This window comes from Streptomyces viridifaciens (assembly GCF_001888885.2).
In the GTDB taxonomy this organism is placed as follows: Bacteria; Actinomycetota; Actinomycetes; order Streptomycetales; family Streptomycetaceae; genus Kitasatospora; species Kitasatospora aureofaciens.
On the sequence record NZ_CP090841.1, the window covers coordinates 3,310,920 to 3,323,563 of the forward strand.

Annotated in this window: 14 protein-coding genes; 6 read left to right on the forward strand and 8 right to left on the reverse strand. The window is 71.2% G+C overall.

Features of this window, described 5'->3' with window-relative positions; genetic code table 11:
- Positions 1-21 precede the first annotated feature (21 nt).
- From BOQ63_RS21795 to BOQ63_RS21810, 4 genes are all read right to left on the reverse strand, one after another.
- Positions 22-1,611, reverse strand: coding sequence for an SCO6880 family protein (locus BOQ63_RS21795; RefSeq protein ID WP_046386508.1), 1,590 nt, complete (start codon positions 1,609-1,611; stop codon positions 22-24).
- A 7-nt stretch (positions 1,612-1,618) separates the two neighbouring features.
- The gene (locus BOQ63_RS21800) at positions 1,619-2,659 is read right to left on the reverse strand and encodes a hypothetical protein (RefSeq protein WP_223886004.1); all 1,041 of its coding nucleotides are present in this window, start codon (positions 2,657-2,659) and stop codon (positions 1,619-1,621) included.
- Between the two features lie 226 nt (positions 2,660-2,885).
- Entirely contained in the window at positions 2,886-3,698 is an 813-nt protein-coding gene (locus BOQ63_RS21805) for a hypothetical protein (protein WP_072654820.1), read from the reverse strand.
- Between the two features lie 167 nt (positions 3,699-3,865).
- Complete coding sequence (locus BOQ63_RS21810) at positions 3,866-4,216, reverse strand: DUF8827 family protein (protein ID WP_046386924.1); 351 nt, start codon at positions 4,214-4,216, stop codon at positions 3,866-3,868.
- Between the two features lie 248 nt (positions 4,217-4,464).
- Between BOQ63_RS21810 and BOQ63_RS21815 the strand changes: the two genes are divergently transcribed.
- Both BOQ63_RS21815 and BOQ63_RS21820 read left to right on the forward strand, forming a co-directional pair.
- The gene (locus BOQ63_RS21815) at positions 4,465-5,589 is read left to right on the forward strand and encodes a C40 family peptidase (protein WP_078657072.1); all 1,125 of its coding nucleotides are present in this window, start codon (positions 4,465-4,467) and stop codon (positions 5,587-5,589) included.
- A 228-nt stretch (positions 5,590-5,817) separates the two neighbouring features.
- Complete coding sequence (locus BOQ63_RS21820; protein WP_030289022.1) at positions 5,818-6,537, forward strand: phosphatase PAP2 family protein; 720 nt, start codon at positions 5,818-5,820, stop codon at positions 6,535-6,537.
- A gap of 30 nt (positions 6,538-6,567) precedes the next feature.
- Here the strand turns inward: BOQ63_RS21820 and BOQ63_RS21825 are convergent, their stop codons facing one another.
- The gene (locus BOQ63_RS21825; protein ID WP_079183698.1) at positions 6,568-6,762 is read right to left on the reverse strand and encodes a hypothetical protein; all 195 of its coding nucleotides are present in this window, start codon (positions 6,760-6,762) and stop codon (positions 6,568-6,570) included.
- Between the two features lie 161 nt (positions 6,763-6,923).
- Here BOQ63_RS21825 and BOQ63_RS21830 point away from each other — a divergent pair, with 161 nt between their 5' ends.
- Positions 6,924-7,823 (forward strand): SCO4651 family lipoprotein, encoded by a 900-nt coding sequence (locus BOQ63_RS21830; RefSeq protein WP_046386925.1) that lies wholly within the window; start codon positions 6,924-6,926, stop codon positions 7,821-7,823.
- Positions 7,824-7,979: 156 nt separating this feature from the next.
- Positions 7,980-8,168 (forward strand): hypothetical protein, encoded by a 189-nt coding sequence (locus tag BOQ63_RS21835; protein WP_106973824.1) that lies wholly within the window; start codon positions 7,980-7,982, stop codon positions 8,166-8,168.
- Positions 8,169-8,203: 35 nt separating this feature from the next.
- Here BOQ63_RS21835 and BOQ63_RS21840 read toward each other — a convergent pair whose 3' ends face one another.
- The gene (locus BOQ63_RS21840; protein WP_030289033.1) at positions 8,204-8,587 is read right to left on the reverse strand and encodes a metal-sensitive transcriptional regulator; all 384 of its coding nucleotides are present in this window, start codon (positions 8,585-8,587) and stop codon (positions 8,204-8,206) included.
- A gap of 360 nt (positions 8,588-8,947) precedes the next feature.
- Between BOQ63_RS21840 and BOQ63_RS21845 the strand changes: the two genes are divergently transcribed.
- Together BOQ63_RS21845 and BOQ63_RS21850 are read left to right on the forward strand one after the other, a co-directional pair.
- Positions 8,948-9,568, forward strand: a complete 621-nt coding sequence (locus tag BOQ63_RS21845) for a DUF47 domain-containing protein (protein WP_030059626.1) — start codon at positions 8,948-8,950, stop codon at positions 9,566-9,568.
- 5 nt (positions 9,569-9,573) lie between these two features.
- Positions 9,574-10,569, forward strand: a complete 996-nt coding sequence (locus BOQ63_RS21850) for an inorganic phosphate transporter (RefSeq protein ID WP_030289034.1) — start codon at positions 9,574-9,576, stop codon at positions 10,567-10,569.
- A 183-nt stretch (positions 10,570-10,752) separates the two neighbouring features.
- On the opposite strand, the gene pstB is transcribed toward BOQ63_RS21850, so the two are convergent.
- Both pstB and pstA read right to left on the reverse strand, forming a co-directional pair.
- On the reverse strand, positions 10,753-11,529 hold the full coding sequence (pstB, locus tag BOQ63_RS21855; protein WP_030289035.1) for a phosphate ABC transporter ATP-binding protein PstB: 777 nt from the start codon (positions 11,527-11,529) through the stop codon (positions 10,753-10,755).
- 43 nt (positions 11,530-11,572) lie between these two features.
- Entirely contained in the window at positions 11,573-12,640 is a 1,068-nt protein-coding gene (gene pstA, locus BOQ63_RS21860; protein ID WP_043389102.1) for a phosphate ABC transporter permease PstA, read from the reverse strand.
- Positions 12,641-12,644: the final 4 nt, after the last annotated feature.

Sequence of the window (12,644 nt, forward strand, 5' to 3'; positions counted from 1 at the left end):
GTGGGTGGACGGGCGCGGCGGTCAGCGGCGGATGCCGGTGGCGAACGGCAGGGTGTTGACGAAGGCCCGGTGGTGCTCGCGGTCGCACCACTCCAGCTTCAGGTAGCTCTTGCCGGCCGACGCCCGGATGGTCCGCTTGTCGCGGGCCAGCGCCTCGGGGTTGCGCGAGGAGACCGTGATGTAGCCGACCAGGTTCACCCCGGCCGCGCCGGAGGCCAGGTCGTCACCGCGCTGGTCCACCCGCCCGGTGTGGGCCAGGTCGCGCGGGTCGACCGTGCGGTTCATCTTGGCCGCGCGGCTGGCCTCCGCCTCGTCGTTGGTCTTCTCGGTCAGCATCCGCTCGATCGCGACGTCGGTGGGCTCCAGGTCCATCGTCACCGCGACCGTCCGGATCACGTCCGGGGTGTGCACCAGCAGCGGCGCCAGGAAGTTGACGCCCACCGGGGTCAGCGGCCACTCCTTGATCCACGCGGTCGCGTGGCACCACGGCTCCCGGGTCGCCGACTCGCGGGTCTTCGCCGTCAGGTACTGCGGGTGGGTCGCGTCCAGCTCGGCCGGCCAGGCGTTGCGCCGGGACATCGCCTGGATGTGGTCGATCGGGTGGTCCGGGTCGTACATCGAGTGCAGCAGCGAGGACAGCCGGGCCTGGCCCAGCGGCTGGCGCACCCGGATGTCCGCCTCGGCCAGCCGGGCGCAGATGTCGGTCAGCTCGCGTGCCATCACGGCCGCCAGCCCGTCGTCGTCCCGGGACGGACCGCCGGCGGCACGCTTCTCGTAGGCGCTGCGGCCCATCGCGTGCGCCTCGGCGGCCAGGTCGCGGGTGTAGTGCATGCAGGCCACCAGGTACGCCCGGTGCTGCTCCGAGGAGGTCGACACCATCGACTGCAGCTGGTCGTACGACTCCTGCAGCCAGCGCGGCGCGTCGCGGTCGCCGCGCCGCTCCACGTCCTTGGCGTGCGCGTCCGGGTCGGCCGGCAGCGTGCGGGCCAGGATCTGCAGCCGGGTCACGAACCCGTCCCCGTTGGCGACGTGCTTCAGCAGCGTGCCGAAGCGGTCGACCAGCGCCTCCTGGTCCTCCGAGTCGCGCAGCCCGACGCCCGGGCCCTCGATCTCGATCGCGGCCGTCACCGTCCGCCGCTCCAGGTGCATCAGCACCCCGACCTCGTCCGGCCCGAACGGCGCGGTCAGCCAGCGCAGCCGCCCCACCCCGGGCGGCGGGCCGATCTCCACCTCGCGGCCGTCCATCCGGGTGCCCGCGTCCATCGCGTCCGAGCGCCACACCCCGCGCCCGCTGCGGACCGTCCGGCGGTAGGTGCGGTTGATCTCCACCCACTTGTAGAACGTCCGCTTGCGGTACGGCACGTAGACCGCCGCGATGGCCAGCAGGGGCAGGCCGAGCAGACCGGCGATCCGCAGCGGCAGGACCGGCATCAGCAGGCCCCAGAGCATCCCGACGAACGCCCCGAAGATGATCAGCAGGATCTCGCCGGACTCCCGGTTCCGGCCGATCGGCGCGTTCGGGCGGGCCTTGCCGATCAGGTAGGTGCGGCGCTGGTGCACGTACGGCTGGGCGTACTGGGCCCCGTACTGGCCGAGCGGTTCACTGCTCACTTACCCGTCACCCTCCCTTCGCTGGATTGCTGTCGCGGATCGGAACCGGGGCCTGCGGCGGTCCGGCCTGCGGCGGTGGAGCCGGCGTCCGGCCGGCGTGCGCGGCGATGCCGGGCGCGACCGAGCCCCCACCCGCCCCGCCACCCCCGCCGGCCGCCTGCGGACCGCGGTCGCCGTGGGTGCTGATGCCCTGCTTCATCAGGTTCGCGGTGCCGTTGATCATCGCCGAACCGGCCTGCACCGCGCTGGCCCGGGCCCGGCGCATGTTCAGCATCTCGTCACCGAAGGTCGGCACGAAGCGGTACACCGCGGCGCTCGCGAAGATCGACAGGAACAGGATCGCCAGCCCGGACAGCACCCGGGCGAAGTCGTCGTTGGCCCCGGCCCCGGTCGCCACCGCGCCCGCCAGACCCAGGATGATCACGATGATCGGCTTCGCCAGGTCCACCGCCAGCATCATCCCGGCCCACCGGCGCACGTGCTTCCACAACTGCCGGTCCACCAGCCCCGCGTACACCGCCGTCCCCAGCAGCGCCCCCACGTACAGCATCGCCGCCCGGATCACCAGCTCGATCCAGAGCACCGCCGCCGCCAGCACCGCCACCAGCGACACGATCACCAGTATCAGTGGGCCGCCGCCGACGTCCCCCTTCTCCAGGGTGTCCGCGAAGCCGCTCAGGTACGTCCCGGTGTCCGACTTCGTCCCGACCGCGATCGCCTTCGTCAGCCCGTCCGTCACGCTCACCACGGTGAACAGGATCAGCGGCGTGAACGCGGAGGCCACCACGGTCAGCCACAGGAAGCCCACCGCCTCCGAGATCGCCGTCGTCAACGGCGCCCCCCGCACCGCCCGCTTGGTCACCGCCAGCAGCCACAGCACCAGCGTGATCACCGTCGACACCGCGAACACGACGGCGTACTGCTGCAGGAACGACTGGTTGGTGAAGTCCACCGCCGTCGTCCCGTCGATCGCCCCGGACAGCTTCCGCACCACCCAGGCCGCCGCCTGGGCACAGCCCTTGGCGAGCGACCCGAGCGGGTCGGTCACGGTGCCGACGGTGCCGCCGCCGGGGAGCCCTCCGCCGGGCGGAGCGCAGTACACGTCGTTCCCGGGAAGCGGAACTCCTGGACACGCCGTGTTAGTGACCCCGGCGCTGGGGGTCGGCGACGGTTCCGCCATCGCGCGATTGGCCGCCAACACGACCGAGAGGACGCCGAACAGCGCCGTCCCGGTCACACGGCCGATGACCCTGCGGACCAGGCCAGTGTTGCCGTCAGCGGGCATAGCGGAAGCCTCCGAACTGCTCGACGGCACCAGTGATCTCCTCCGCGGTCGCGGCTTGCTGGTCCGGCGGGACAGGAGCCGGGCCCGCCACTCGGCTGAAGTCGGTGAGCTTCCAATCCGTTCCGGTCCACCGCAGACTGAGGCTGAGCGTGAACCACTCCTCGGAGACCGGCTTGGTCGACCGCTCGCCAGCCAGTCCGAACAGGCCGTTGCACCAGACGTCGACCTTGACGCTCTCCGCGGTGTAACCGTTGCTCCTGGTGCCGACCGGAATGGTCCGGCTGACGAAGGTCAACCCCTTGGGGGCCCGCCCCTGTGCGTCCACACCGAACCGGGCCGCTGTCTCCGGCGAGAAGCCCTGGTCCAGCCGGCTCTGCAGCGCCCCCGCCGCTCCCGGGTCGGCGATGGTGGCGATGATGGTGTGGCGGCTGTCGGTGCGGAACATGTCCGCGGAGCCGATGGCCACAGAGTAGTTGGCGGCGGCGGACTGGGCGCCCTGGTCGCTGTGCGGGAAGCCGGAGGCGATGCCGTTGACGGTGGTGCCGACGGGCTGGTCGCCGCTGGGGGCCGGGCCGGCGCCGGAGGCGGCGCCGGGGGCGGCGTGGTCGGAGGAGCTGCCGCCGCCGGCGGCGGGCTTGCCGCGGTTGGCGATGGAGATGGCGACGACGAGCAGGGTGACGACCACGAGGACGGTCAGCAGGGTTCGCAGCGGCCGGGACTGACGGAGGGTCGCCGGCGTGGAGGGCTGTTCGTCGACCGGCAGCCGCGTACGGGTGTGCGGCTGGTCGTCGGACAACGGCACGGCGGCCCTCCTGGTGCGGGGAGCCGGGGCGGCTCCGGGGGCCCTCCGCCCCGGGGCGGGCGCGGACGGAGGGTGGGAACGGGGGTGGGGTCCTGGCTGGTCGGCCACTGGTGGGGTCCGGGCGGGGAACCTGCCCTCAGTCGGGCCGGATCACTGCTGTCCTATCGTCAGATCGCCATGCCGTAGACAATGGTGAACAGAGTGCCGAGTGATCCGATGATGAACACGCCGGTCAGCCCGGCGATGATCAGTCCCTTGCCCTGTTCGGCGCCGAAGCTGTCGCGCATCGCGGTCGCGCCGATCCGCTGTTTGGCCGCGCCCCAGGCCGCGATGCCGAGGCAGAGGATGATGGCGAGGGCCATGATGACCTCGACCATCACCCGGGCCTCCGACCCGAGGGTCGCGAACGGGCCCCAGTCGGGGGCGATCCCGCCGATGATCGTGTCGATGCTCGGCTTCTTGGGGGGGTCCTCGGCCAGGTGGCCGACCGCATAGGTGTGCACGCTGCTCAGGTTCATTTCCATCTCACCGCCCGATCAGGCAAATTCAAGGGCCCTGACCCCGCCCGCGCGAAGGGTCGGTGCCTATTCTTGGCCAGATCTGATGTCGACTTGGCTACTTCTCGCGGATTGGTCGTGAGGCATCGGACACGTACGCGAGGATGTCCACCGTACGAAGGATAGCGCTCACTCTTTGTATCTCTGATGATTGCGGTGAGCAACGCCTTCCGGGACACTTCGACTGACGATTCGTCGGGATGGTGCTGATGGTACTCCGGAAGGCCGGTACGGCCGCCGCTGCGGCGGGAGTTGTCGCGTTCGGATTCCTCGGCCTGGTGACGATGGGGACATATGCGGCAAGTGGGACGCCGCAGCAGTCGGCCAATCGCTCCGCGCTCTCTCCCGGAACGGTCCCGGCGGCCTATCAGGACACCTTCCAGAAGTGGGGATCGCTCTGCCCGGAGATCTCCCCGCCGATGCTCGCCGCGCAGCTGTACCAGGAAAGCGGTTTCGATCCGAGGGCCCAATCCCCGGTCGGAGCGCAGGGAATGGCGCAGTTCATGCCGGGGACCTGGCCGGTGTACGCCACGGACGGGGACGGGGACGGCAAGAAGGACGTCTGGAACCCGTACGACGCGATCGCCACGGCGGCGGTGTACGACTGCGCGCTGGCCAAGGACGTCTCGGGGGTGCCGGGTGACCCGCAGGCGAACCTGCTGGCCGCCTACAACGCCGGCCCGTACGCGGTGACGAAGAACGGGGGCATCCCGCCGTACAAGGAAACCCAGGGCTACGTGCGGAACATCCAGGCGATGGCCCGCAGTTTCACCGCGCCGACCGCGCCGGTGGAGGTGTCCGCGCAGTCGGCCGGCGCGATCTACTTCGCCCAGACCAAGCTCGGCACGCCGTACCTGTGGGGCGGTGAGGGCCTGTCCTCGCAGAACGGGCAGTTCGACTGCTCCGGGCTCACCAAGGCGGCGTTCGCCACCGTGGGCATCGAGCTGCCGCGGGTGGCCAACGACCAGTGGTACGCCGGGCCGCACCCGTCGCGCGATCAGCTGCGGCCGGGGGACCTGGTGTTCTTCGCGACGGACCTGAGCGATCCGCGGAGCATCCACCACGTGGGGATCTACGTCGGCGGCGGCTACATGATCAACGCACCCCACACCGGGGCGGTGATCCGCTACGACAAGATCGACACCAGGGAGTACATCGGGGCGACCCGGGTGACCTCGGACGGTGCCCAGGCGCTGCCCACCCGCGACAACAACGGCAACGGCGCGGTCCAGCCCCCGAGCCGCCCCGGCACCACGGCACCGACCACCCCGGCCGCCACCGGCCGCCCCGCGGCCGCCGCCCCGCCCGCGCCGACGGCGGTGGGCCGGCCGTGAAGGCCCTGCCGGCCGTCACCGCACGGATGGAACCGGTGGGACCGGCCGAGTCGTCCGTCGATCTGTGTGCGGGCTGTGGACGCTGAGTCAAGTTTCCATAACCCCGCGTTTCCGTGGAACGCTGTGTCCCGGCGATGACGTTGGGTCCGGTGGCCCCTCGTCAGCGTTCCGCGCGGGGCGGGCCCCGGCGGGAACGCACAGGTGCAGCGGACCAGAAGGAGGTACGGCGTGTCGACGCCGCTTGCCGACACGACCAACCCCGACCTCGGCCTGCTCTACGCCGTGAACGGCCTGGCCAAGAGCTCCCCGCAGTGGCTGGACCACCTGGTCTCGTGGATCGGCGAGTACGGCATCCTGATCGGCCTGGCGATGCTCGGGCTGGTGGGCTGGCTGCAGGCCAGGCGCCGCCCGGACGCTCCGGTGGCGATCGCCGGGCTGCTCTGGGTGCCGCTCTCGGTGGCCGTCGCCGAGCTGGCCAACCTGCCGATCGCCGCGATCGTGGACCGTCCCCGGCCCTTCGTCGACCACCCGGGACTGCTGGTGCTGGTGGACGGCAAGGCCGGCACCCACTCCTTCGTCAGCGACCACTCGACCATGACGATGGCCGTCGCGGTCTCACTGTTCCTGGTGAACCGGAAGTTGGGCTGGATCGCCGGCGGCCTGGCGCTGCTGCAGGGCTTCTGCCGGATGTTCATGGGCGTCCACTACCCGACCGACGTGATCGGCGGCTACGCCCTCGCCGTCGCCGTGGTGCTGCTGCTGGCGCCGATCGCGATGGCGGTGCTGGTCCCGTTCTGCCACGCGTTGGGCCGGACGGCGGTCGCGCCGCTGATCCGGGCGCCGGAGCGCGGCGGTACGGCCCGGGGCTCGGCCCAGCGCGGCCGTCGGCGCGGGCGCGGGGCGGTGCGCTCCGAGGAGCAGCCGCCGGAGTCCGACCTCGCGGCCTGACCCCGGCGTGATCCGGAAGGTACGGCCCGACTAGTCCGCGGGCTCGCTGCCGTACCCGGCGGTGTGGTCGGCCGCCTCTCGGCGGGCCAGGTCGCGGGAGCGGCGGGCGGCGGAGTACCAGCCGCAGCTGCAGGCCGCGAAGGCGAAGGAACCGCGTTCGCTGACCGCGACGCGGTGCTCGGGCATCGGGGTGGTGCCGGGGACGGCCGGCAGCTCACTGTGCACGTGGTTCACCGTAACGCGTCGGACGGCCGGGGCGCGACGCCCGGGTCCGCCCGCTTCCCGTAACCCTTCGCGGCCCAACTCGTTTGCCCGGAAAGAGCTCTGCCCACCCGGGGGTGTCCGGCGGGGCAGTCGGGCCCGAGGGGGTTGTCGCGAGGATGAAGATGACCGACCAGCAGCGAACCGGGCGGCCAGCGCGCCGTCCGCGGCCGCACCTGCGCTCGGCGGCCGGGGCCGCCCTGCTCGCCGCCGCCCTGGCCGCGGGAGCCGCCGGCTGCTCGGGCCGCTCCGGCGGCGGCTCGTCCGACCAGCAGTCGGCCGCCGCCGACCACCTGGCCGCGGACCCGGTGACGGCGGTGCGCAACGCCGCCGACATCACCGGCCGCACCGGCTCCGCGCACGCCGCCACCGAGCTGGTCACCGAGTCCGCCGACAAGAAGGCCTCGTTCAGCGGGAGCGGCGGCTACGACTACGTGAAGCGGATCGGCCGGCTGGAGGTCCAGGTGCCTCCGGGCGCGGCCACCACCGGGAAGATCGTCGAGGTGGTCCTGCCGGGCACGGTCTACCTGCAGAACAGCGGGGCCAAGGTGCCCGAGGGCAAGTGGGTCAAGCTGGACGTGCGCCAGCTGCCGGACGGCAACCTGGTCAGCAGCGGCGCCACCGACCCGGCCTCGGCGGCGGGTGCGCTGCGCGGGGTGCAGAAGGCCGACCTGGTGGGCACGGAGACCGTGGACGGCGTGCCGCTGCACCACTACCGGGGCACCCTGGACCTGGCCAAGGCCGCCGACGCCACCGGCGGCCGGGGCGGGGACGGCCTGCGGACGGGCGGGCAGACCTTCACCGTCAAGGAGGTCCCGTACGACGCCTGGCTGGACGACCATGGCCGGCTGCACAAGGTGGTCGAGGTGTTCACCTTCGCCGGGGTGGCCGGGTCGAAGGAGGCCAAGGACCAGGTGAAGGTCACCTCCACCACCTCGCTCTCGGACTTCGGCAAGCCGGTCGAGGCGGCCGAGCCGCCGGCCTCGGACATCTACCAGATGAAGCCCTCGGAGAGCCCGAAGTAGGCCGCCGGGGCGGGTGGCCGCGCGGGGAGCGACGGCCACCCGTTTCGGCGGCGCCGAGATGGCCCGTCCGTGCCATGTGGACGGGCCCCGGAGTGCCTAGGCTGGACGCCGGGTGGCTGCCGCCCGGGCTGGCGAGGCACTGAAGGGGTGGTGCAGGTGGTGTCGTCCACGGGCGGCCGCAGTGGCGGTCACGACGACGCGGCCCTCGACGAGATCGAGCTGGCCGGCGAGCTGATGATCGCCGCGACGGCCAGCACCGGTGAGCGGCTGCCGACCGAGCGGATCGACGAGGTGCTGCTGGACCGGGTGGACCCGGCCCGGACCGAGCGGGAGGGCGACGGCTGACGGCCGCTGCCCGGGCCGGCCGTGCGGGGCCGGGCTCAGCTGCGCAGCAGCCGGCCGATCGCGGCCGAGGCCTCCGCCACCTTGGCGTCCAGTTCGACGCCGCCCTGTTCGGCGGCCGCGGCGACGCAGTGCCGCAGGTGCTCCTCCAACAGGGAGAGCGCGAAGGACTGCAGCGCCTTGGTGCTGGCCGAGACCTGGGTGAGCACGTCGATGCAGTAGACGTCCTCGTCGACCATCCGCTGGAGACCGCGGATCTGGCCCTCGATCCGGCGCAGCCGCTTGAGGTGGGCGTCCTTCTGCGCGCTGTAGCCGTGCGGGCCGTGCCCGTTCCCGTGCGCCGCGGCGGTGGTGGGGGTGCCGGCGTGCGGGTCGGTGCCGGACGCGTGGTCCGGCTCGGTGCGCGCTTGCGTCGTGGTCATCGGCCCGCCTTCGTCTGAGTGCCTGGTGGCTGCGTCGGCCACCAGTGTCCAACACCGGGGCCCTCCGTGGTGTTCCGACGGCCCACCCGGCATGTGCCGAACGGCCTGGTGGGGGGTCGGCGCGGGGTTCACCCGTCTGAGCGGCGCCCCGGTCCCGCACACGCAGGCCGGGGGCAATCGGGGCGGGGTTCCGTCAGACTGGGGAATCACGTCCGCCCATGGCCGTGCGGTCCGGGTCGGCCGGTTCGGCAGCCGAACGGAAGGGGAGGTTCCGCCTCCCTGGTCACCACCCCGTTTGCGCGATCGCGCTCGGTTGCACCTAGCATCGTTCAGTCCCTACCCCGCACATCGGAGATTTCCGTGCGTTTTAGCCTGACCCCGAAGGAGACGAGTTTCTACGACATGTTCGCCGCCGCCGCGGAGAACCTCGTCGTCGGATCGAAGCTCCTGCTGGAACTGCTGGGATCAGACGTCTCGGCCCGCGCGGAGATCGTCGAGCGCATGCGCGCCGCCGAGCACGCCGGGGACGACACCACCCATGCCGTCTTCCACCAGCTGAACTCCTCCTTCATCACGCCCTTCGACCGCGAGGACATCTACAGCCTCGCCTCGTCGCTGGACGACATCATGGACTTCATGGAGGAGGCCGTCGACCTGGTCGTCCTCTACGACATCCAGACCCTGCCGAAGGGCATCGAGCAGCAGATCGAGGTGCTGGCGCGCGCCGCGGAGCTCACCGCCGAAGCGATGCCGAACCTGCGCAGCATGTCCAACCTCACCGAGTACTGGATCGAGGTCAACCGGCTGGAGAACCAGGCCGACCAGATCCACCGCAAGCTGCTCGCCCACCTGTTCTCCGGCCAGTACGACGCCATCGAGGTGCTCAAGCTCAAGCAGGTCGTGGACGTCCTTGAGGAGGCGGCGGACGCGTTCGAGCACGTCGCCAACACGGTGGAGACCATCGCCGTCAAGGAGTCCTGACCCTCGTGGACATGGCAGCACTCATCGCCGTCATCGGTGTTGCGTTCTTCTTCACGTACACCAACGGCTTCCACGACTCGGCGAACGCGATCGCCACGTCGGTCTCCACCCGGGCGCTGACGCCGAGGGCCGCGCTCGCGATGGCCGCCGTGATGAACCTGGCCGGCGCCTTCCTGGGCAGCGGGGTGGCGCACACCGTCTCCCAGGGGATCATCGAGACCCCCAAGGGCAACCAGGGGATGGCGATCCTGTTCGCCGCCCTGGTCGGCGCGATCGCCTGGAACCTGGTCACCTGGTACTTCGGCCTGCCGTCCTCCTCCTCGCACGCGCTGTTCGGCGGCATGGTGGGCGCGGCGCTGGCCGGCGGGATCGGGGTGATCTGGAACGGGGTCATCGACAAGATCGTCATCCCGATGATCCTCTCGCCGGTGGTCGGCCTGATCGGCGGCTTCATCGTGATGCTGGCGATCCTGTGGATCTTCCGCCGGGCCAACCCGCACCGCGCCAAGCGCAACTTCCGGGTGGCCCAGACCGCCTCCGCCGCCGCGATGGCGCTGGCGCACGGCCTCCAGGACGCCCAGAAGACCATGGGCATCGTGGTGATGGCGCTCACCATCTCCGGCCACCAGACCGCCGGGGACATCCCGGTCTGGGTGAAGATCTCCTGCGCGACGATGCTCTCGCTGGGCACCTACGCGGGCGGCTGGCGGATCATGCGGACGCTCGGCCGCAAGATCATCGAGCTGGACCCGCCGCAGGGCTTCGCGGCCGAGGCCACCTCCTCGGTCGTCATGTACATCACGTCGTTCGTCTTCAAGGCGCCGATCTCCACCACTCACGTGATCACCGCGGCGATCATGGGCGCGGGCGCCACCAAGCGGCTCCGCGCGGTGCGCTGGGGCGTCGCGAAGAACATCGTGCTCGGCTGGTTCATCACGATGCCGGCGGCCGCCGTCGTCGCCGCGCTGGTGTACTGGTTCGTCCACCTGTTCTGGGGCTGAGCCCCGCCGGAACGGTCGGACGCGATGGGCGGTCCGCCGCCCCGAGCCGCACCGGCTCCGAGCGCCCCGGAGCCGAGCGGGCGAGCAACTGACAGGGCCCGCCCCCACATCTCGGGGGCGGGCCCTTCCTCATGCCCCGCGGCGGCACCGCCATGCAGCACCGCGGGACAGCTGGGGTCCGGTCTAGCCGAAGCGGCCGGAGATGTAGTCCTCGGTCGCCTGCACCGACGGGTTGGAGAAGATCCGCTGGGTGTCGTCCAACTCGATCAGCTTGCCCGGCTGGCCGACGCCGGCCAGGTTGAAGAAGGCGGTGCGGTCGCTGACGCGGGCCGCCTGCTGCATGTTGTGGGTGACGATGACGATGGTGAACTGCGACTTCAGCTCGCCGATCAGGTCCTCGATGGCGAGGGTGGAGATCGGGTCGAGCGCGGAGCAGGGCTCGTCCATCAGCAGCACCTGGGGCTCGACCGCGATGGCGCGGGCGATGCACAGTCGCTGCTGCTGACCGCCGGAGAGGCCGGCCCCCGGCTTGTTCAGCCGGTTGTGGACCTCCTTCCAGAGGTTGGCGCCCTTCAGCGAGCGCTCCACCACGTCGTCCAGGACGGACTTCTTCTTCACACCGGCGAGCCTGAGCCCGGCGACCACGTTGTCGTAGATCGACATGGTCGGGAACGGGTTCGGGCGCTGGAAGACCATGCCGATGGAACGGCGCACGGCGACCGGGTCGACGTTGGAGGCGTACAGGTTCTCGTCGTCGAGGAGGACCTTGCCCTCGACCCGGGCGCCGGGGATCACCTCGTGCATCCGGTTGAGGGTGCGCAGGAAGGTGGACTTGCCGCAGCCGGAGGGGCCGATGAAGGCGGTCACCGAGCGGGGTTCGATGCTCATCGAGATGTCCTCGATGGCCTTGGTGGTGCCGTAGTAGGCCGACAGTCCGCTGACGTCGATGCGCTTGGCCATGATCGTTGCTTCTCTCGTCTGTCTTCGTGCGTCAGTCGGTCGCTCAGTGTCCGCCCTTGGGCGAGCGCCAGCGTGCGATGCCCCGGGCGATGAGGTTGAGCCCCATCACGAAGGCGATCAGCACCAGCGCGGCGCCCCAGGCGCGGGCGTAGCCGAAGTCGTTGTTGACCACCGAGTACTGCTGCCAGATGTACATCGGCAGGGACTGCTGCGGTCCGTCGAACGGGTTGCTGTTGATGTAGTCGGCGCCGAACACCAGCATCATCACCGGGGCGGTCTCGCCCGTGATGCGGGCGACCGCGAGCATCACGCCGGTGGTGATGCCGCCGATCGCGGTGGGGAGGACGATCCTCAGGATGGTCTTCCACTTCGGCACGCCGAGGGCGTACGAGGCCTCGCGCAGCTCGTTCGGGACGAGCTTGAGCATCTCCTCGGTGGACCGGACCACGACCGGGATCATCAGGATCGCCAGCGCGAGGCTGCCCGAGAAGCCGGAGTAGCTGAAGCCCAGGGCGAGGTTCCACAGCGAGAGGATGAACAGGCCGGCGACGATGGACGGCACGCCCGTCATGACGTCGACGAAGAAGGTGACGGCCTTGGCGAGCCGGCCGCGGCCGTACTCGACCAGGTAGACGGCGGTCAGCAGGCCTAGCGGGGCGGCAATCAGGGTGGCCAGGCCGACCTGCTGGAGGGTGCCGAGCAGCGCGTGGTAGATGCCGCCGCCGGGGCCGGACTGGATCACGCCCTTCATCGAGTGGCTCAGGAAGTTCCCGTTCACCACGCCGATGCCCTGCTGGACCGTGTAGACGGTCAGCGAGACCAGCGGGACGACGGCCAGGATGAAGGCGACCCAGACCACCGAGGTGGCGAACCGGTCCTTGGCCTGGCGGCGGCCCTCGACCTGGGCCGAGATCAGGTAGCCGCCGACCAGGAACAGCAGGGCCGAGATCAGGCCCCACTGGAGGTGGCTCTGCAGCCCGGCGGCCGCGCCGATCCCGCAGCCGACCGCGATCGAGCCGGCCGCGACGGCGGGCGGGGTCCACCTGGGCAGCCGGTTGGCGGTCAGCCTGGGGCCGACCTGCGGCCGGGCGTCCTCGGGGACGGTCGTCATGGTG